At 38.5% G+C, this 21855-nt stretch carries 17 protein-coding genes; 13 read left to right on the top strand and 4 right to left on the bottom strand.

All coding sequences use genetic code 11. From position 1 onward, the window contains the following. Positions 1-17 precede the first annotated feature (17 nt). The 8 genes from KVY11_RS00355 to KVY11_RS00390 all read left to right on the top strand — a co-directional run bounded on the left by KVY11_RS00355 (position 18) and on the right by KVY11_RS00390 (position 6292). Positions 18-659, top strand: a complete 642-nt coding sequence (locus KVY11_RS00355; protein WP_218287610.1) for an alanyl-tRNA editing protein — start codon at positions 18-20, stop codon at positions 657-659. A gap of 1 nt (position 660) precedes the next feature. Beyond that, the gene (locus KVY11_RS00360; RefSeq protein WP_218288190.1) at positions 661-1296 is read left to right on the top strand and encodes a LysE family translocator; all 636 of its coding nucleotides are present in this window, start codon (positions 661-663) and stop codon (positions 1294-1296) included. A 219-nt stretch (positions 1297-1515) separates the two neighbouring features. After that, entirely contained in the window at positions 1516-1749 is a 234-nt protein-coding gene (locus tag KVY11_RS00365; RefSeq protein ID WP_256350507.1) for a hypothetical protein, read from the top strand. A 193-nt stretch (positions 1750-1942) separates the two neighbouring features. After that, positions 1943-2992, top strand: coding sequence for a linear amide C-N hydrolase (locus KVY11_RS00370; protein WP_218287612.1), 1050 nt, complete (start codon positions 1943-1945; stop codon positions 2990-2992). A gap of 229 nt (positions 2993-3221) precedes the next feature. Beyond that, positions 3222-3845, top strand: coding sequence for a LexA family transcriptional regulator (locus KVY11_RS00375; protein ID WP_218287614.1), 624 nt, complete (start codon positions 3222-3224; stop codon positions 3843-3845). Between the two features lie 20 nt (positions 3846-3865). Further along, positions 3866-5161 carry a Y-family DNA polymerase gene (locus KVY11_RS00380; protein WP_218287615.1) on the top strand — a complete coding sequence of 432 codons (1296 nt, stop codon included), beginning with the start codon at positions 3866-3868 and terminating at the stop codon, positions 5159-5161. Between the two features lie 61 nt (positions 5162-5222). Continuing rightward, positions 5223-5729 (top strand): GNAT family N-acetyltransferase, encoded by a 507-nt coding sequence (locus KVY11_RS00385; RefSeq protein WP_168159779.1) that lies wholly within the window; start codon positions 5223-5225, stop codon positions 5727-5729. Between the two features lie 209 nt (positions 5730-5938). Further along, on the top strand, positions 5939-6292 hold the full coding sequence (locus KVY11_RS00390; RefSeq protein ID WP_218287616.1) for a hypothetical protein: 354 nt from the start codon (positions 5939-5941) through the stop codon (positions 6290-6292). A gap of 96 nt (positions 6293-6388) precedes the next feature. Here the strand turns inward: KVY11_RS00390 and KVY11_RS00395 are convergent, their stop codons facing one another. The 3 genes from KVY11_RS00395 to KVY11_RS00405 all read right to left on the bottom strand — a co-directional run bounded on the left by KVY11_RS00395 (position 6389) and on the right by KVY11_RS00405 (position 13900). After that, positions 6389-9247: an autotransporter domain-containing protein gene (locus KVY11_RS00395; RefSeq protein ID WP_218287617.1), complete on the bottom strand. Its 2859-nt coding sequence runs from the start codon at positions 9245-9247 to the stop codon at positions 6389-6391. Between the two features lie 333 nt (positions 9248-9580). Then, positions 9581-11563, bottom strand: coding sequence for a TonB-dependent siderophore receptor (locus KVY11_RS00400; RefSeq protein WP_218287618.1), 1983 nt, complete (start codon positions 11561-11563; stop codon positions 9581-9583). Between the two features lie 120 nt (positions 11564-11683). Further along, the gene (locus KVY11_RS00405; RefSeq protein WP_218288191.1) at positions 11684-13900 is read right to left on the bottom strand and encodes a TonB-dependent siderophore receptor; all 2217 of its coding nucleotides are present in this window, start codon (positions 13898-13900) and stop codon (positions 11684-11686) included. A gap of 573 nt (positions 13901-14473) precedes the next feature. On the opposite strand from KVY11_RS00405, the gene KVY11_RS00410 reads away from it, so the two are divergent. After that, a complete protein-coding gene (locus KVY11_RS00410) occupies positions 14474-14842 on the top strand; it encodes a hypothetical protein (protein WP_218287619.1) in 369 nt (122 codons plus the stop codon). A 266-nt stretch (positions 14843-15108) separates the two neighbouring features. On the opposite strand, the gene KVY11_RS00415 is transcribed toward KVY11_RS00410, so the two are convergent. Continuing rightward, positions 15109-15879 (bottom strand): TSUP family transporter, encoded by a 771-nt coding sequence (locus KVY11_RS00415; RefSeq protein ID WP_218287620.1) that lies wholly within the window; start codon positions 15877-15879, stop codon positions 15109-15111. Positions 15880-16753: 874 nt separating this feature from the next. On the opposite strand from KVY11_RS00415, the gene KVY11_RS00420 reads away from it, so the two are divergent. From KVY11_RS00420 to KVY11_RS00435, 4 genes are all read left to right on the top strand, one after another. After that, on the top strand, positions 16754-17287 hold the full coding sequence (locus KVY11_RS00420) for a fimbrial protein (RefSeq protein WP_218287622.1): 534 nt from the start codon (positions 16754-16756) through the stop codon (positions 17285-17287). Positions 17288-17364: 77 nt separating this feature from the next. Next, complete coding sequence (locus tag KVY11_RS00425; protein WP_218287624.1) at positions 17365-18096, top strand: molecular chaperone; 732 nt, start codon at positions 17365-17367, stop codon at positions 18094-18096. A gap of 66 nt (positions 18097-18162) precedes the next feature. Beyond that, positions 18163-20739, top strand: a complete 2577-nt coding sequence (locus KVY11_RS00430; protein WP_218287626.1) for a fimbria/pilus outer membrane usher protein — start codon at positions 18163-18165, stop codon at positions 20737-20739. Then, positions 20736-21761: a fimbrial protein gene (locus KVY11_RS00435; RefSeq protein ID WP_218287628.1), complete on the top strand. Its 1026-nt coding sequence runs from the start codon at positions 20736-20738 to the stop codon at positions 21759-21761. The genes KVY11_RS00430 and KVY11_RS00435 overlap by 4 nt, the downstream gene beginning before the upstream one ends. Positions 21762-21855 lie beyond the last annotated feature (94 nt).

Raw genomic sequence — 21855 nt, forward strand, 5'->3', positions numbered from 1 at the left:
TTTTGACAGAGATAATCATGACACAAGCTTTATATCTATCCGACATTACTCAAGCTGAGGTAGAAGTTTTACAGTGTACCCCCACTGAAGATGGACGATTTGCCATTCAGCTTGCCCAAACACCGTTTCATCCACAAGGTGGTGGTCAACCCAGTGATTTAGGTAAAATCAATGGTGTAGATGTGCTTCATGTCGCTATGCAAGATGATCAAATTATTCATTATGCTAATCACGCGATTTCTTTAGGTCTGGCACAGGCTCAAGTTGACCTCAACCGACGCCACTATCACAGTCGTCTACACTCAGCAGGCCACTTAATCGGGCATGTGATGCAAGCCTTTGGTTGGCAACCCACCAAAGCACAGCACTGGCCAGACGAATGCAAAGTCCAATTTGTCAAACAAGACCATTCTGAAGACCAAGATTTAGAAACTTTACAGCACCTATGTAATCAATATATTTCAAGCCAACTCGTCAGACTGACCCAACAAAATGCTGATGGCTACCGTGAAGTCATTTTTGGGAATTTACCTGCATTTGCTTGTGGTGGAACCCATGTCCAAAATTTATCTGAAATTGGGACACTCAAAATTACAGGCTATAAACTAAAAAAAGATAAGTTAACTGTGAGTTATCGCGTTTCGGATGAGCATCAATAATATGTGGATGCAATATAGTTCAGAATTTTTAGCTTTGGCTTTGGTGCATTTTCTTGCGGTCCTTTTACCCGGCCCTGACTTCGCCATTACGGTTAGAAATAGCGTGCGCTATGGCTATGCAATTGGGTGCATCACGGCTATTGGCATTGGTATAGGAATTTCAGTTCATGTTTTATATACCCTTGTAGGCTTGGGCATTATTATTCAACAAAGTCCGTGGTTCATGCTTATTTTAAGAATCTCAGGCGCACTATATTTAATTTATTTAGGTTGGAGTTTATTACGTGCCCCCTCTGTCAATATCGACCCCTCAATTGAAGAAACTGCCAATATACCTTTGAGTCAAAGCAAAGCCTTTATAACGGGCTTTATGACCAATGCACTCAATCCCAAAGCGACTATTTTTTTTCTAGCTATATTTACCACACTCGTCAGCCCAACAACTCCGATGAAAGTACAATTTGCTTATGGGATATGGATGTGTAGCATCAATGCACTTTGGTTCATGCTGGTCGCTGTTTTGTTTTCTCGACCCGTCGTTCGACAGCAATTTTTAAAGATGGGAAAACAGTTTGAGCGATTGATGGGCCTCATATTAATTGCTCTGGCGCTGAAGCTATTATTTACCCATTTATGATGTTTTATAGCACCAGAAATTCTGAATAAATACATAAAAATATGAGCAGCATATTTAAATCATTTCATTAAATCTGGCTGTACATTGGTTTCTATTGATCTTCTGAAGATATCTTTTCGACTCACCCGACATTAAAATAAAACTGTGCTAAAAATAATCAAATAGGCCATACTCTATTTTTATATCATGTGGTAAAAATATATAAAAAAAGGAAATGACATGAAAATAAAAGTATATTCATTACTTTCAATCGGTATTTTTATGAGCCAAAGCACTCAGGCTAAACGCTTTATAGAAGGCTGGCACAGCGCGTTAAAACTGAACCCGAACATGTATGCCTTTGGTGCAGATGTAGACAACACAATAGGCCAAAAAAACTTGAATTTTTTGGCTGACTGGAAAACAACTACAACCTCTCAAGAAAACATGCATTGTCCCTACCTATTGCTTTAAATACCAATTAGATCAAACCAGTTATAGAATTTACAATCAAGCGTATCTATCTCCTGAGACTACACAACTCAACGCGATCCAAAATAAATCTCGGAATAGGTTATCGTTATTTTGAACACAATTATAAAGCGAACAATTTTTATTAAGACATTTAACACCACAGTTACCTATTTTCTAAGAGAGCATGATGATAATGAACAATGTATTAAAAAAAGTATTATTTGCCGCAGGAATATTTGTGGTAGCAGAAGCTGCTATGGCATGTACCCGTGTGGTTTATCTGGGCAATAATGACGTCATGACAGCGCGTTCAATGGACTGGAAAAGCGATATTGGAACTAACTTGTGGATTTTACCCAATAATGTCAAACGTAATGGTATGGCGGGGCCAAAATCGATTCAATGGACATCCAAGTACGGCAGTGTGGTTGCAACGGGTTATGACATATCTACTACCGACGGCGTCAATGAAAAAGGACTGATGGCAAACTTACTGTGGTTGGTTGAGTCTGAATATCCAAATGTGAAAACCTCTAAAAAACCAACTTTGGGCATTTCACTGTGGGCGCAATATGTCTTAGATAATTATGCCACGGTGAATGAGGCCATTCAGGCATTGGAAAAAGAACCATTCACGGTAGTGACCGACCAAGTCCCTGGTGAAAAACGGTTAGCGACACTGCATTTATCTATTTCAGATGCCACAGGCGACAGTGCCATCATTGAATATATTGGCGGAAAACAAGTGATTCACCACAGTCGCCAGTACCAAGTCATGACCAACTCACCAATCTTTGATCAACAGTTGGCGCTAAATGCTTATTGGAAGCAAATTGGTGGAACAACCATGCTCCCAGGTACAAACCGCGCGGCCGATCGTTTTGCGAGAGCATCTTTTTATATCAATGCCATCCCGAAAAATGCGAATTATAAACACTCATTAGCGAGTGTTTTTGGTGTCATTCGCAATGCGTCCGTACCCTTTGGATTGAACACTGAAGAAGAACCAAATATTTCCTCAACCCGTTGGCGTACAGTGGTCGACCATAAACGTGGTTTATATTTCTTTGAATCTGCTGTTTCACCCAATGTGTTTTGGGTGGATTTAAAGGAAATTAACTTTAAAGATGGTCAAACCCAGAAGTTAGAACTTGGTCCAGACCAAGCGATGACGTATGCAGGCAAAGCCAATGCATCCTTTAAAGTCACCAAACCTTTTGAGTTTTTAGGAACTAATCCCTAAGTTTTCAGTTAGATCATCGGCTTAACAATATAATCAGCACTAATAATAGCCCTGATCAAAGGGCTATTTATCACCCAAAAGAAAGTTTCTTATTTTTCTTATCCGCGACCAAAATTGACGGAGCATTGTTTATTCAGCATTTTTAAATTTGAGTTTTCACCCACATCAGCATATTCTAAACAGACAGATTTCACTTCCAAACACGCCTTGTAGCGTAGGAGTATTCACCATGTCAAAGAAGTTACCCATCTACTTCTCGGACGACGCATGGTCGTCTTTACAAGATCTCATGGGGCCAGAAGGTAAACCCAGTCCCACCATCAATAGCATGCTCGAACAAATTGCGCAGCAAGCTGAACTTGCGGATCAACTTGGGCTGACTCCTGTTCTACCTCAGTCCAAAGTCTCTATTCCTGTTTCTTTAGAACGCATTCCAGCAGGCCCAGCGTTCAGCACTAAAGATGAGCATGGCAAAGCCATCGATCTCAATGAATTCTTAATACAAAACCCCATTTCAACGTTCATCGCTCACGTAGATAGTGAGTCAATGTTGGGCGTAGGTCTTGAAGTAAATGACCCGATTATTATTGATCGGAGTATTGAAGCCAAACACTACGACATCGTGGTGGCTTTAATTGATAATAAAGACTCCACGATTAAAAGACTGATGATGACAAACAAAATGTCAAAGTCGGATATCAAAGACATTTTTGGAGATGAAAACTACCCTTTGCCTCAACTTTGGCTAAAAGCTGAAAACCCCGAGTATGAACATATTATTCCTACAGAAAATCAAACCTTTGTCATTTGGGGAGTGGTGACGTTTAACTTAAAACGTCTGTACCACCGTTAAGAATAATAAGAAGAAGCAATATGAAAAATGAAACTGAAATATTCGCGCTCGTTGACGTGAATAATTGCTATGTCTCGTGTGAACGCGTCTTTAATCCAAAGCTCAATAACTGCCCTGTGATTGTATTAAGTAATAATGATGGTTGTGTGGTTGCTCGAAGCCAAGAAGCCAAGGATCTCGGCATTGGTATGGCTGTCCCTTTTTTTCAAATTCAAGAACTCGTCCAGCAACATAATATTCAAGTGTTTTCGAGTAACTATGCTCTATATGGGGAAATGTCTCGCCGCTTCATGCAGTTATTGGGGCAATATGTGGCAGCCGATGAACAAGAGATCTATTCCATTGATGAATGTTTTTTAAAGCTAACCGCTTATGAGCATTTATTTAACCTCACTGACTATGCCAAAGACATGAAAGGCAAGGCATGGCAGTGGCTTGGTCTTCCCTGCTGTATTGGAATTGGCCGTTCCAAAACAGAAGCCAAAATAGCCAATCATCTGGCCAAGAAAAATAAGGCGTTGAATGGCGTGTGCAATTTGGCACACATGGATCCATGTACTGCTGAATACATGCTTGCAGATGTGGAGGTCGGTGAAGTTTGGGGCGTCGGTCGACAGAACTGCAAAAAGCTGAACGCGATGGGCATTTATACGGTTTTAGATTTGATCGAATCCAAGCCGAGTGAAATTAAAAAGCACTTTAGTATTGTCATGGAAAAGACTGTCCGTGAACTTCAGGGTTTGTCTTGTATCAATATTGCAAGTGATGCGGTTGCGCATAAGCAAATTATTAGTAGTCGTTCATATGGTCAAGCTGTGTATGAAATTGATGACATCAAAGCCTCTGTACGCTTATATGTTGCTAGTGCAGTTAAACGCTTACGTCATGATGGCTCTATTTGTAAAATGATCGGGGTATATATTCAAACAGGTCGTTTTAGCCAAAGTGAACGTTACTCGCCCTACACCATTGTGCATATGCATGAACATACCGATGATTTACTTGAAATTACACAGGCGGCCATGAAAGGCATTGACCAAATTTACAAGTCAGGGTTTAAATACAAAAAGGCGGGCATCGTCCTTTTGGAAATTATAGATAAATCTAAATTTGTGCATGATCTTTTTACCGACTATAGCCATAAAAATGACCGTGAAGAACTCTTCAATACCATGGATGCCATTACTGAACGTTTTGGTAAAAATATGATTTCTTTAGGGGTTTGCCATGAGAAAAAAGAACCTTGGCAAATGAATCAGTGCAATCGCTCTCCTGCCTATTTGAGCAACTGGTCGGAGCTATTTAGAGTGGGTTGAAGTTTAGTCTTCATAAAAGTAGATCACTTTACACTACACGAATACTCATAAGGATTTTTTAATGAACATCACGATTCGAGACGAACAGCCAGAAGATATTGAAAGCATTGAGACCTTGACTCGCACTGCATTTTTAAATGCAGAACATACCAGCCATACTGAACAATTCATTGTGAACAACCTCCGAAAAAGCGGTCAACTTACGATTTCTTTGGTTGCTGTTGAAGATGATTCAATTATCGGTCATGTCGCCATTTCACCTGTATCTATCTCGACAGGTACAACAGGTTGGTATGGCCTAGGCCCAATTTCTGTCTGCCCAACTAAACAAGGTTTGGGCATTGGGTCACAGCTGATGCAGGCATCCATTGAAAAATTAAAACAACTGGGTGCCAAAGGCTGTGTTCTATTAGGGGATCCCTATTATTATCATCGCTTTGGGTTTCGACCTTATCTAGAGTTGATTTTACCTAATGTTCCTAGCGAATACTTTCAAGCCCTTAGTTTCAATGGAGAAATACCGCAGGGCGTTGTCAGTTATCATGACGCGTTTAATGCCACTGAATAAATTAAACTTTTAAATATCAATTTACTCTATTGTGTAAGGTTTGAATCAACACTTTAAACCTTATTTTGAATCATTTAAGTTGAATAGAAGTACGTTTATACAGCGTAAAGCTCTATTTATGTAAAGCGAATGTAAAGCAAACTTTTAAACTTAAGGTATAACAAATAGTATATATGGACTTATGATTTATATATAAAAAGGTCAGTTTTATGAAAAATATTTTAGGTGCCACACTCATTACTTTAGCCTTAGTAGGCTGTACTTCTGCACCAACGGGAAAAGTCACTCAAGAAAATACATCCAGCAGTAATGCTGCAGAAACACAAGTGATTCACTTCACTGGGCCAATGGATTTAACCATTGAACTGAAGTCATCTGATAATTTTGAAACAGCGATGATGACGGATAACTCAGACCGAACATTCATGCTGAAAAGTGCACCAGCGGCAAGCGGTATGCTCATGACTGACGGCAAAGGCGTTTCTATTCACATCAAAGGAAGTGAAGGCATTGTCGAGTTTGTCAAAGACAAGCCTATCCAGATTACTGAGTTTAAGAAATAAACGTCATATCTAAGCGTTTATTAGAAAAGGTCATGTAGGACAACTCCCACATGACCTTTATTTTACTTTCAAATCACGATTTATTTAGCAAAAAACTTAAAATGCATATTTCAGACCAAGCTGCATTTGATAATCTTCTGCATTAAGTGCATTCCCAGCCACATCTCCAAAAATATTCCATTTAGAATTTGCTGTTAAATAATTAAAGCCTAGACCATAAAGTAAAAAGTCTTTGTCAAATGACGGTGCGCGATAACGAACATCTACTGAATGATCAATGTTTGAGGTCAAACTGACATTCGGCAATGAACGATCAAAGGCATATGCGTATTCTGCATAACCACCTAGCTTCAGCTGCTGTGTCACTTGATAGTCTGCACGCGTTCCAACATGTGCTTTGCTTTCTTTGGCAGTCGTATCACCAACCTTCACCCCTAGATCACTCGACTCTTTCACTTGATCTAGAGATACAGCATTATGACTGAGTGCAACGTATGGTGAAATGGAGAATTGCTCCATTGGCAGAGCATAGCCAAACTCAGTATAAATACCATATTTATCTAAATCAGCTTTAGCATGGCTCGCGTCAGTCTTGATGCCATCGGTCACAGTTCTGTCGAAAGTTGTATCACCAAAGCCATATTGTGCATTTGCAGCAGCATAATAGTTACGATCTGATAACCACTGACCATATATACCTATTGTTGTCAGCTCAGTTTCGCTCTTGCCATTCGATGCGCTAAATTTAGAGTCTTCGTTGTAGTCCGAAATGTAGGCACCTAAAATAGCATGGTCTGTCACTTTGAAGTCAGCACCTGCAGATACTGTCTTAATTTCAGACTCAACAGTATCCCAACCTTTTGCTTCATTGGTATTATCTAGATAGCCTGCTGTTACCCATGCCCCTGTTAGCCCTTGTTTACTCACTTGATATGAGCGCTGCGCAATTTGTGCATTCACCAAGGTGTCATTACGAAGCAATACTGATGGCGTCTCTGCAAATAAAGCACCCGCATTTGAGTTCAAAACTGCTTGTGCAGCCGTTGCCGTTGCCACTTTTTGCACATTAGCCACATAGTCCGTTAACTGCGTCGATTGACCTGCAACTGCTTGTGTATTGGCTTTTGCCATCAGTTTATTCAGCAACTCACCTGAAGCATTAGAAATCCCACCACTCAGCGTTCCTGCTGTTTTTGCATCCGCCAGTGCAACATCTACCACAACATCTTTGTTGGTCTGACTCAACCCTTTCACAGTTAAAAATGCACTGGTCGAGCTATAACTATCAAACTGACCTGCGACATGATTTGCATTCAATACTTGATGCGTTCCTTCTGTCACCATGCCTTTATTCTGTGCAGAAACTTCGAGTTTTCCAGCAAGTGTGGCATCACCTTTCACGGTTAAATAGTGCTCTAAACCATAAGCAAGAGTTCCTGTACTTTCTTGCGTATAGTTACCGTTTACCGTTAAACGACCATCTTTGGTTGAAACAATCCCTTGATTGACCACAGCTCCTGTCTGCCCCGAACCAGATAAAGTCCCACTCGTTCCCACACGAACAGTAGAATCAATATTTCCAGTGACTTGTAACTTGCCTAATTGGACAACTGTTGCTCCCGTATAGTTGCTGTCACCAGCCATTACCAAAGTACCAGTTCCTTGTTTAATAAGACCTGCATCGCCATCAATGTCATTAGAAAAAATCGCAACATTGGATGTCACATTCGCTTCAAAGTTTTCACTAAATACTTTTAAAAAGGACTGTGGGCCACTTAAAGAATTCCAGATATCCAGTGCACCCCAGCCAAATCGCTCGTTATAGAGTTGATTGAGACCAGAACCATCATCCATATAGTCGGCATTGGTCAGTAATACTTGTCGTACTTGGTCATTGCTCATCCATGGATATTTACTCCATACCAACGCCGCAGCTGAGGTAACTTGTGGTGTTGCACCCGATGTTCCGTAGAACCAAATCAAACTACCAGCTTTATCACTTTGAATAGGCCCCACAATATAATCAGCAGCTAAACACCAACGCGCAGCAAGTCCGCAACTATTTGCACCTTCCCCATTTTCTCGATATAAGTCAGTATGCGCAGCATTTAAGCCAGTAACAGCCAACCAGCCTTTTTCAATCGCACTATTTCGGGTTGGTAGCAACACCTCATCACTTGGCACAGCAAGACCTGCATTACCTGTTGCCATGACCACTAAGGAGCCGCCATCGGCTAAACGAGCCGCATATTGAGTAACGTCTTCATGGAAAATACCGCGCATACCCACAGTACCGAAGGAACCATTAAATAACTTCACTCCATACTCTTGATTAAGATTCAGTGCAGCTTGATACGCTGTGGTTGCATAACCGATACCATTATTGCTCTCGCTTGTAGAAACGCCATAAATTTCAGCAATATCTTTAGCGATCCCTTCAATACTTCTTGTTACTGGATATCTTGCATTCGCAGGAATTTTACCCGCAATAATTTGCGCGACAATTGTGCCATGCGTTCCAGCATCAATATCTTGTACGTCAATCCCAAGATCGGTTAAGTCTTCACGTGTAAGAGTCCCCGCTTGATAGTCCTCAATATAACGAAAAACCTTTTTTACAGAATCTTCTAAATAGTCATTGATGCCCACACCAGAATCTAGAACACCCACACCCACTTTATTTAGGGAAGTATCAGGCTCTTCAACATTAAATTTTTGCGGATCATAGATATATGCTGAATTAGGATTTTGCTCACCGCCAGTACCCGTATCTTGACCACCAGAACCAGGATTATTTTCTCCTTTAGTTGGTGGTTGCGTGATATGAGAACTCGTTGCAGCCAAACCTCCCCCACCTCCTCCTCCGCAACCCACGAGGACACTACCAATCGCAAGCGCTAAAACAGAAGGAAAAAATTGTCGTTTTAAACCCACAAAATTGTGACTTTTGGTCATCTAATTTACCCAATAAAAATAAAAATTATTATAAAAAGCAAGTGATTATTTTTTACTGTTGGTACAGTTTTGGGATTTTTGCCCCAGCAATCACAGGCCAGTCATCATACCTTAGTGAAAGATATTTTCGAAAGCCTGAAGCAACTTTATCTTCAACTTACATAGTTAATCGAACAAAATATACTCAGGCTGATATTGGCCCTATCACGTGATGATGATGAATATTCAACCATATGCTCATCCACAGTCTCTGACATTATTTAGAGGAAATGCATCTTATAAAACGAAATTTAAAAGCACCTTTGGGTGCTTTTAAATTTATAACCGTTTCAATCAATACTTAAAATTAAATCCAACAAAAGCCGTTCGACCCATTAGAATATAATCAATTGAACGTGCAACATCATCGCGTTTAGTATTGGTTAAGTTTTTAATCCCCGCTTGCATAGTAAAACTCGGATTAAATTGATACTGCCCACTTAGACCTAAAACATGGTAATCATCTGATTTCTGACTCTTAGAAATGGCAGGTACATAGAGCATTTGACTACCAATATATTGATAGTTGAGGTTCAGTCCCAACGCATCATTCACACGCCAATCCAAAGCCATATTGCCTGTATGACGCGGGCTATAGTCTAGTTCTTTGTCTGTATCTTTATTTTTAGCATCTGAATAAGTGTAATTAAGCTTCACCCCTAAAGCATCATTCACATCATACTGGCTTTCAAGTTCTACCCCTTTGACTGATGCTGAATGTACATTGGTATAAGTCATGACTTTAGGACGGTATCCCGCTCTCCAACCATCGCTTACAATCATGTTTTTAATGTCATTATCGAAGTACATTAAACTTGCATAAAATTGGTCATTTTCATACACACCACCAAACTCATAACTTGTTGCAGTTTCAGGTTCTAAGTCAGGGTTTCCAATTACCTGACACATTCCACGGCAGGCCAATACCGAATATGTCGGATCTGATTGTGACAAACTTGGAGCCTTGAAGGATTTACCGATTCCCCCTTTAAAGTTAAATTGATCCGTGACTTGATAAACACTATAAAAGCGTGGGCTGAACTCACTGCCAAAGCTGTCATAATCATCAAAACGTCCAGCAAAGGTCAGAGATAGTCGATCAAGTTTCCATTCATCTTGTAGATATAATGCTGTTTGATTTACCGACGCGGAACCATTCAAGTTTTGATTATGTTCTAATTCGGTCTTACGGAATTCGGCTCCACCAGTCACTAAATGTTGTTCTCCAATATGTCCACTCACTTGAGCATCAAATGTATGGTTAGTTTGCTGAATATCTCCCGTCTTTTTATACAAATTGGTGATGATTTCTGAGTTATCCATCAAGTCCACGTTTTCATAGTAATAGCGCAGTCTGCTATTAATATCATTCCAATTCGCAGAATAAGTCAGTCCAACACTGGTACGATCCATTTCTTGGATATTGGTCGGGAATGACAAACCATAGTTGTTCCATACCGCTTTACGGTCATCAGAACGATGGGTTAAATCAACATCTAAAGTCTGGTGATCATTAATCAGCCAACTGACATTTGAGAGTATGCTAAAACCTTTACGTTTTTCAGCGGCATCTGTGTTTTTATAGATACTTTGTTCAGAACGCCAAGCCTGCTGATCGACACCCTCAAGCACTAAATTTGCCAAGAGTTTATTTTCAATCAAACTACCACCAATGTAGGCACTTGCTTTATGAATTGCCCCATCGTCACCTTCAGTTGGTAACTCATAACTATAGTTAAATGCAGCCTCTAATTGCTCACTCGGCTTCTTTAAAATAATATTTACAACACCGCCCAAAGCATCTGCACCATAAATAGATGACATTGGTCCACGCACCACTTCAATTCGATCTACTGCAGCCAAAGGAATAGATGACAAATCAAAATCATTTGAATAATTAGAGGTTAATGCATCTCTAGAGTTCACACGACGTCCATTGACCAATATCAATGTGTAGTCCGAGTCTAATCCACGAATTTTAATTTCTTTACGACCATACGCAGACGACGTATTGATATGGATCCCCGCACTCTGTTGTAAAGCATCTGCTAAGTCATAAACAGGTCGTTTTACTAAATCTTCTTGTGTGATAACACTAATCGTTGCTGGTGCACTTTTTTGGTCATGCTCTGTTTGACTGGCTGTCACTGTAATCGTTGCTAGTTTCTCTGGCTGAGTGTCTTCAGCATGAGCCATGCTCGAAAAGAGGCTAACCCCTAAAAGACTTTGAATCGCAACACTTAGAACTTTCTGATTGAAAAATATTTTATTTAACATACTATTAAGACCATAATTATAATTGATAATCGTTCGCAATTATATTGATTGGTAAATAATTTGCAACATTTTTGTATAAAAAAACCGCCCTTTTAGGCGGTTTTTTTGACTAAATAAAATTTAAAATTTTGCGCGGACTGTAAATGTTACATTTCTTGGCTCACCCCAATAGACGCCATTATAGAAGCCCACATTGAGATAGTATTTTTCATCAAACAAGTTATTAATATTTAAGCTCGCAGACAACTCATCACTAAACTTATAACTCGCAAAGGCATTTGCCAAATAATACGATTTTTGTACCACTGTACCACCGTTATAAGCATTCTCCGGCGCAGTTCTCCAGTTTTGAAAAATCTCACTTTGCCAATTGACTCCACCTCCAACAGTCAGCTTATTAGCTCCATTCCACCAGTTTTCTGGCAGCGTATAACTGGTAAATAACTTAACTTGGTTTTGTGGAATTGTGGTCGTTGAGTTTGATATTGCTGAACTCACACTATTCACATAGGTATAACCAGCACTTACATTCCAATTGTCTTGTAACTTACCAATAACTTCCGTTTCAAAACCATTTATTTTTAATCCTTTACCCGATGACATATAGGCCGTGTCTAAATCATCTATTTTCGGAACTTTGCCTTGACCATATTCAACATCCGTAACGGCAAGATCTTTGACTGATGACCAAAATACTGCTGCACTTGTTAATAATTGAGCATCAAAAAATTCAGCTTTAAGTCCAAGTTCTGTACTAGCACCAATCTCTGGGTCCAAGTAATTACCATTTCTATCCCTTTTGCTTGAAGGTGTAAACATGTCGGTGTAACTTGCATAAGCTGTGTAATTATCATTGAAATCATAAAGTAACCCTACATAAGGAACAAACTGCTCAAAACTCCGAGGTTTTTCAGGTTTTTGGTTCATCAACCATGTCTTGGTTTTATAATCATAGGTATTAAAACGACCGCCTAGAATTAACTTGAGTGGATCGGCCAAATTTAAACGCAGGGTTGAATAATAACCAAATAATTCAGTGGTGGTTTTACTCCCAGCCCCTGTTTTTACATAGGTCGGCTTTGGTAAATCCCCCGTCCAATCACGATAGTCTTGAATCGCCGCTGGATAATCAATCTTTCGATCAACTTTTAGTGAGGTCGTCTCTGATTTAAAGCCACTGTAACCTACAATTAACTCATGTTCACGACCAAATAGCTGAACAGGACCTGTTGCATATAAATCTAAATTGAGTTTTTTACTCTCTGAGTAAGGTGCTACCTGTGTCCATATACTCAGACCTTTACCTGTTGAAGGATCTGGGAATCCACTTCCGCCGTAAGCAACTAACCAACTATTATCCGATGTACTATGTGCCGCAGCCGCTTTTACCATCCAACCGTTGTCAAATTGATGCTGAATATCTGCAAAAATAGTTTCATCTTTATGCTTAATTGCACTCCAGTCTGTCGTTAAACTAAAGTTTCGTGGCAAGTGAGCAAGACTACCATCCGCATTAAAGTAAGGAACGGTTCCCCACGTCGATCCCTTAGGGTCATTGTCCTGATACTGAAATCCAAGCGACGCGGTTGTATTATCGGTTAAATCTGCTTCTACAATGGCCATGGCCGCAGTTGACTTTAGCTCATAGAAATCCATATAGGATTCTTTATCCGTATATGCAGCCATTACCCTACTACGTACACTGCCATCTTGAGTCAAGGGAATTGAGACATCAGCTGTTACACGAGTATTATTCCAGCTTCCATAAGTTGAACTTACGCTGCCTGAGAATTCTCTATTTGGACGCTTACGCACCATGTTAATCGTCGCTGATGGATTCCCTGTTGATCCAGTTAGACCACTTGCCCCTTTAATTACCTCAACTCGGTCGAAGAAAAAACTATCCGCACGCGGACTATTGTCTCCTACTGGCATACCATCAATTTGTCGGTTGGTAATAGAAAAACCGCGGGCATAGTAACTTGAACGTTCACTATCTTGTTTGGTTGCAGTTACACCTGGTGTCGCCACCATTACATCATCAATGCTGACAAGATTACGCTGTTCAATTTGTTCTTGTGTAATGACACTTACGGACTGAGGAGTTTCTTTTAAACTTAAATCTAGTTTTGATGAAGATTTTGATGTATTTGCTTTAAAACTTCCTGTCCCCTCTGTTTTATCACTAACTGTCGCTTTAGATGTAATGGTCGCAAGTGTTGCTGTATCCGCTATTTGATCTTGTTCTACAGCCCAAGCAAAATGCGTTATTCCCCCGTAAATTAAGATGGATTGAACAGCTAAGCTAAGAGCTTTTATTCGGAATTGTGAAGTCATAATATAGGTTAAGTAATAAATAGTGATAATCATTATTATTATGATTATATTTTACTATGTAAATATTTATAGCCCAGTACATTTATCGATAAAAAAAATGATCCTTTTTTCAAAGCCATATAAAACCATTATTCATAATTTTTTATTATTATTTTTCAAATATTTATTTTCTTAAAGCTACAAAAAAATTAGCTTAAATATCGACCTATAATCAATTATAATGACTCTCATCATAACTTTTTTGTAAATCCTAGAGCATATTAGCTTGTAGCCTAGATACCCCATAACAAGTTGATTTTGTCCAAAATTGAACTATGTTCGCCCCGACCATGAATAAAAAACTTTACAAGCTTGTAAAACATTTCTATAGCTGATTGTCATCTTATATACATACTGCCTTTTGCCTAAGTTTAGTTTCAAGCTAAATATCAGCAGCGTGGACAAAATAATCAAAAATCACACTAAAAATATAATGGCGTTCTACACTTTTAATTGCCTTCACCTTTTAGAACTACTACCCTATTTATGTAGTTTTATTTTAAAATAGGCAGCTTTAAAAATTGGATCACCTTAATGAAAAGAAACATGTTTTTAGCTGTGTATGGGATCACTTTTACTACAACAATCACGACATCGACACTTTCGTTGGCTCAACTCCAGCTATATCCATTAGAAAAACCAAGTTCGGAGGTGAACTCGACTCAACAGCCATTTGATTTTTTTAAATCTGCCAAACAGCAAGAATTAAATTCAATACAACAACATGAAAACGATTTATTCAAAACACAGGAAGACCGTAGACATACCGCAAATATGAGCTCATTTGAAAGGTCACACTATTACTTAATCAATCATGATACTGGTGCATTAAACTTAGAAGAAAATGAAAGTCGAAATAAAGCGTTAATAAATGCTCAAAGAGAAAAAAAGCTTCAACGATGATGATTTCAGATTTTCTCAGCTTTATTGGGACACTCAAAAGCATTAGAAACAGTGAAATTTAAAAAGCAGTAACTAGTCTATATTTGAAATCTTTTTTGGTCTTTTTCTCTATATGTAAACAGCATCTATGACAAATAAACAAGGTAGGGCCCGTTATCGGCTCACTCATATGTTGCTCCTATTGTATTATTAGGTTCATTATTTTTAGCCATGTTTTTGTGATGATCGCTTAGAACTTTAAAACATGACCATTCAAAAGTATGGCCTTATGAAACAAAAATAGACATCCCCATTCGCCCGATCAGAAAGACCAGTAATATCAGGAAAAATATTCGAATAAAACCACTTCCATAACGTAAAGCCAAAAATGAACCTAAAATAGATCCAGCGATATTACATACAGCCACGATCACACCGATGTTCCATAGAACATGACCAGCAGGGATAAAAAACAAGAGAGACGCACTGAATGTTCCTAAATTGACCAGTTTGGCGGAAGCTGAAGCATTTAAGAAATCAAATCCAAAACATTTAACAAATAAGAAAAGTAAAAAGCTTCCACTACCAGGGCCAAAGACTCCATCATAAAACCCAATGAGTGCACCAAAGAATATACCCAATAAAATTTCTCTTTTACTGCATTGAATATAACTATGAATTTTTCCTAAATCTTTCTTAATAAAGGTATAAATGGCCATAACTACCAATAGAAAGAAAACAATATATTTCATTATCTCTTTGGGAATAAATGAAACAGACATGGCTCCTAAAAATGCAAAAATAAAGGCGGAAATCATGGTAGGTAACATCAACACCCATACAATTTTTATTCTTTTTATATAAGTAAAAATAGAGGACAGTGTTCCTGCCAGAACAGCAAATTTATTCGTTCCGAAAACTGTCGCCAAACTATACTGTGGTAGTGCATGTATAAGTGCAGGTAATTGGACCAATCCTCCACCACCAACAGCAGCATCAATTAAGCCTCCACAAAAAGCAAAAAAGCCTAATGCAATTAGAACATTTTCGATACCCATATGAGCTTAATCATTCCTTTGATATGTATGTAATAACGATTCTGCTAAAAATGGCCTATAAAAAGAAGTAAAATTTAGCCTTATACTTTTGGACAGACATCGGGGTGTTCCAAGCCATTCAGTAGCTTTTTGTAGATACACGTGTCAGCATTAATTGTTTTAGGATTGAAATGCCAATTTGCCTGATTTAAAGCGATTACCTTCTTATAAAATTCCGAATGTCTATACAAATGACCGTTGCATTTACACCCAAATATATACAACAAATTGTATATTTTGAATATACGACCACTATAGTGTTATAGAGTCCTACTCGATTTACAACAAACAACTATCCATATATAAATAAGCAGTTTTTGATTAGATGCAAATTGAACTCGTTTATCAATTTTTAGATTATGTTTATTTCAATTCAATTTCCTTTTTGATATCAACTCAACTTCACAAGTGATAGTCATCTCTTCAGATCACTCTCCTAATGCCTAATCTCCGTAAACAGCCACACTTAAAAGTCGATGTTAAGTAAGAATAGCTAGAAATTCGCTTAAATTTTAAGCTTTTCAAATTCAGTTTTTAGTTATTTCAATAAGAAATGTATAAATTTTTTATAAAAAAAGTGTGGCAAATATTAAGAATAAAAAGAACGAATATTTGACCTATATGAATATATAAAAACTGCTAAGTCACTATTATATTTAAGAAGATATTTATTGTAATTTTTTGTCAATCTATATGCTTTTAATTCACCGTGCAAATTAAACATATTTTAATTAATATGTGACATAGTTTGCATTTATATTTTAGTTTGTTATAGTTTGCGCACCAAAATGGTACATTATTAACAATTATCCACATCTTTTTTGGAAGATTTTAAATGAAAAGTATCGCAGTTATCGCAACTACAACTATATTAGCTATGAGTGCAGCAAATGCAGCAGATGGCACAATTACGATCAACGGATTAGTAACAGATAAAACATGTGACATCGTTACTCCCCAAGGTAAAGACTTCACTGTAACTTTACCTACCGTTTCTCGACAAACCCTTGCTAAAGTTGGTGACGTAGCTGGCCGTACTCCGTTCACCATTCAACTCGATAACTGTTCAGAAGGTAAGGTAGCGACTTATTTTGAACCAGGTGCTACTGTTGATTTCTCAACTGGCCGCCTAAATAACCAAGATGCTAGTGGTGCGAAAAACGTACAAGTTCAACTTTTAGGTTCAAATAATTTATTCATTCCATTAAAAGCTGCAGGTGCAAATGGCGCTCAAGAAAACTCTCAATGGGTTGATGTTGCTGACCAAGGTTCTGCAGACTTGAACTACTATGCTGAATACTATGCAACTGATGCTTCTACGGCAGGCAAAGTAACAACTTCTATTCAATATACAATTATTTATCAATAATTTATAGCGTATAGCTGAGAGCTTGTGCTGCTATTTGCATAAGCTCACTTGTTAAGATTTGTTTGAGAGAATATATCATGCACTTTAAGTCATCCCTTTTCAAAACTGCACTTTTAGCTTGTTTTATCCCATTTACTGCAACAAATGCCGAGATTATTATTCATGGCACACGTGTAATCTATCCTTCAGATGCTCGTGAAATCACTTTACAAGTGAGTAATAATGGTAACAAACCTGCACTTGTACAAGCTTGGATTGATGAAGGTGATGCGAAAAGTACTCCAGACCAATCTCAAGCCCCTTTTATGATTACTCCTCCAATTTCACGGGTAGATAGTCAAAAAGGTCAAACTTTAAGAATTTCAGCTTTACCAAAAACTGCAAACTTATCTCAAACTCAAGAAACCTTGTATTGGTTGAATATTTTAGATATTCCTCCCAAACCTAGTACAAAAACAACAAATGACGTACCAGATAATTTCTTACAATTAGCAATCCGCTCGCGCATTAAGTTTTTTTATCGCCCAAGTGAAATTAAAGGGGACTCTGGTGCTGCTCCCTCTAAACTTCAATGGACAGTACTAGGCGACCAACTTAAGGTAAAAAATCCTACGCCATTTCATATTACATTGACGTCTATCAATCAGAACAACGCGGGTCAGCGCACAGACTTAATTAAAGAAGGCTTAATGCTAAAACCTTTTTCTGAGGACAGTGTTAAGTTGAAAGGAGGCAACACCTCCAAAATGGTCTTCACCAGCATCAATGACTACGGTGGCCGTGTCGAATTGCCAATTCGCGTGCAATAACATTATTCAAAGATAAGTAAATTTACTCAAAAACACACCTATTTCAATTAATAGGCGGACAGTTTCATGCCAAAAAAACAACAAAGTCTTAAATGGGTTAAACATCACATTAGCTACTATATCGCGTTTGGTGTGATCACACTCAGTATGCCCGCACTTGTTCATGCATCTGAAACAGAAGATAAAGCAAATGTTGCAGAAGAAGCAGAATTTGACTCCGCTTTTTTAATGGGTGATGCCAAAAAAATTGATATTGACCGCTTTAAATTTGGTAATCCAATTTTACCTGGTGAATATAGCCTAGATGTTTATGTGAATGATAATTGGTTTGGTAAACATCGTATGGTATTTAAGGCTTTAGATAATAAAGAAAATGCCTTTACCTGTTTTACTCAAAAAAACTTAATTGAATATGGTGTTAAACCAGAGGCTTTAATTCAACAAAATGAAGCACTCAACATCACCCCTTGTCAAAAAATTGAACAATGGGTCGAGGATGCATATTACGAATTTGATCAATCGAAATTGAGAATAGATATTTCAATTCCTCAAATTGTGATGCAGAAAAATGCGCAAGGTTATGTCGATCCAAGCGTATGGGATCGAGGTATTAATGCGGCATTTCTTTCTTATAATGCCAGTGCATTTAAAACCTTTGATCAAATGCAAGGACATCAAGAACGAACCACTGCATTTACTTCAATTAATGCAGGTGCCAATCTAGCAGGCTGGCAATTCCGCCATAATGGTCAGTGGCAATGGCGAGACCACGATCAAGATAATAACGATGCTCCAACAAATAAACAAAGTAGTTATGATGCTGTTAGTACTTATGTTCAGCGTGCTTTTCCTAACTACAGAGCCGTCCTAACTTTAGGTGATAGCTATACTGATGGTGAAATTTTCGACTCATTTGGCTATCGCGGTGCTGACTTCTCTAGTGATGACCGTATGCTACCAAATAGCATGCTGGGTTACGCCCCACGTATTCGAGGAAATGCCAAAACACATGCAAAAGTGGAAGTACGCCAACAAGGTCAACTCATTTATCAAACAACTGTCGCACCGGGTAGTTTTGAAATTAATGACCTTTACCCAACAGGTTTCGGTGGTGAACTAGAAGTATCCATTTTAGAAGCTAACGGTGAAATTCAACACTTTAATGTACCTTATGCATCTGTAGTACAAATGCTCAGACCCGGTATGAGCCGTTATTCAATTACCACAGGACAATTCCGAGATAAAGAGATTGATCTTGATCCATGGATTATTCAGGCCAAATACCAACGTGGCATTAATAACTATATTACTGCTTTTACTGGTATACAAAGTGCAGAAGATTACCGAGCTGTGACTTTAGGAAGCGCTTTTTCAACTCCAATTGGTGCAGTTTCGCTAGACGTCACACACTCACAAGCAGATTTCAAAAAACGGGACAGTGAAACAGGACAAAGTTATCGATTAAGTTACAGTAAGCTCATTAACCCAACCAATACTAATTTAACATTAGCAGCTTACCGTTATTCAACCGAGAATTTTTACAAACTTCGTGATGCATTAATGATTCAAAACCTTGATGAAAAAGGCATCAGTTCAAGCCATATTGGCAAACAGCGGAGTGAGTTTCAAATTACATTGAACCAAGGCTTGCCGAATAATTGGGGTAATTTTTATGCTACCGGCTCATGGAGTGATTACTGGAATCGTCAGGAGACAACACGACAGTATCAAGTAGGTTACAGCAATACCTATAGTGCTTTAACGTACGGCCTATCCGCGACTAGACGTACTGTTGAAGACACGGCAACAAAACTGATTACCAATGATACGGAATATATGCTGACCTTGTCACTGCCATGGTCATTCAAGAAGAATTCGGTCAATTTAAACTCAATCACAACTCGTGACAGCACAACGGTCGGAATGAGCGGCCTACTTGGTGACCGATTCAATTATGGGACTTCTATTACGGATACCTATGGTAATAACCCGAGTATGAACATGAATGCCCAATACCGTACCAATTTTACTACAGTGGGTGGCTCATATAGTATTTCTGATCAATATCAACAAGCTATGCTTTCTGCACGAGGCAATATTGTTGCACACACTAAAGGCGTTTTACTTGGTCCAGATCAAGGACAAACCATGGTCTTAGTCCATGCACCTGATGCAGCAGGAGCAAAAGTCAATAACGCAACAGGCCTTACAGTAAATAAGGCTGGTTATGCTGTCATTCCATATGTTACGCCTTACCGTTTAAATGATATCACGCTAGATCCACAAAACATGTCATCAGATGTTGAACTTGAAGAAACCAGTCAACGTATTGCGCCTTATGCAGGGGCGATTACTCAGGTTAGCTTTGCAACGAAAACAGGTAAAGCTATTTATATTCATGGGCTAACGTCTGACGGAAAAACGCTACCATTTGCAGCTGAGGCATATAATTCAGGCGGAGAGAATATCGGTATAGTCGCTCAAGGTAGCATGGTCTACATACGTACCAATCAAACAGCAGATACGATCACCGTAAAATGGGGTGATGACATCAGTGAGCAATGCCGTATTGAATACGATGTAAGTAAACAAACGTCAAATGAAAAATTAAACATGATTACCACAGAGGGTATTTGTCAATGAAACTTAAAATTGTAAATACACTAGTACTGTTGATTGGCACAGTTTCAATAAGCGAAGTTTATGCCGCTTGTACTCCAGAGAGAGGTTTTAAATCACAAGATGTAAGCATGGCTGTCGGACGTGTGGTTGTAAAACCAAGTGATGCTGTAGGCAGTGTTCTCAGAAAAGCAACCTTCCCTATTTATTCTAATAATTCAACAATAACTTGTGATCGTTGGAGTGCGCCTTCAGATGTTAAGGCAATATTAACTCAACGTTATCCATTAAGTTCTGTCGGTAACTCAGTATATAGTACCAATATTCCTGGCATCGGCATACGACTATATCGTGAAGCCGAAGGAGCTTCAGGCTTCTCAGGCTATTATCCTTATAGCCGAAAACTTGAACGAGGTCGATCATACTCATTGGCTAATGGCTATTTTGTCGTCGAAATTATAAAAACAGCAGAAAACACTGGTTCAGGAACACTCGTGCCAGGCCGTTATAGTAGCTACCATATAGATGAATACCCCAACAACCCGATATTAACCAGTACTGTATACGGCAATGCCATTACAATCGCCTCTTCTTCATGTGAAATTCAAGGAAGTATTAATAAAATAGTGCAATTACCCGTAGTCAATAAAGCTGATTTTAAAGGTATTGGATCTACACAAGGCGAACAGGCTTTTGATCTCAATATTTTATGTAATGGTGGAAAAAACCCGACAGGATATGAAGAAAGTAATAAAATTAGCTTAAGTTTTGATTATACTTCTTTAGCAAATAGTAATAATCAAGTTCTTATGAACACTGCCCCAATTAACACACGTGCAAAAGGTGTGGGTACACAAATCGTTTGGGATTATCAGAAGCAAAACAAAGTAATTTCTAAGGGTGATAAATTAACTCTTGGCACTCTAAGCTCAAACCAAACTCTCCAATACACTGTTCCAATGAAGGCGCGCTATTATCAAACCGAACAAACTGTATCACCAGGGACAGTCAGAGGAATGGCAACCGTCACAATAGAATACGATTAATAGAACTACATCACAATTTATAATTTTTTTTTATAAGTTCTGGGTTTTCTTGTTGTTTTTCATAATATAGGCATGTATTTTTTAACTAAGACAT

The organism is Acinetobacter sp. CWB-G5, from assembly GCF_019209785.1.
Taxonomy (GTDB): domain Bacteria; phylum Pseudomonadota; class Gammaproteobacteria; order Pseudomonadales; family Moraxellaceae; genus Acinetobacter; species Acinetobacter johnsonii.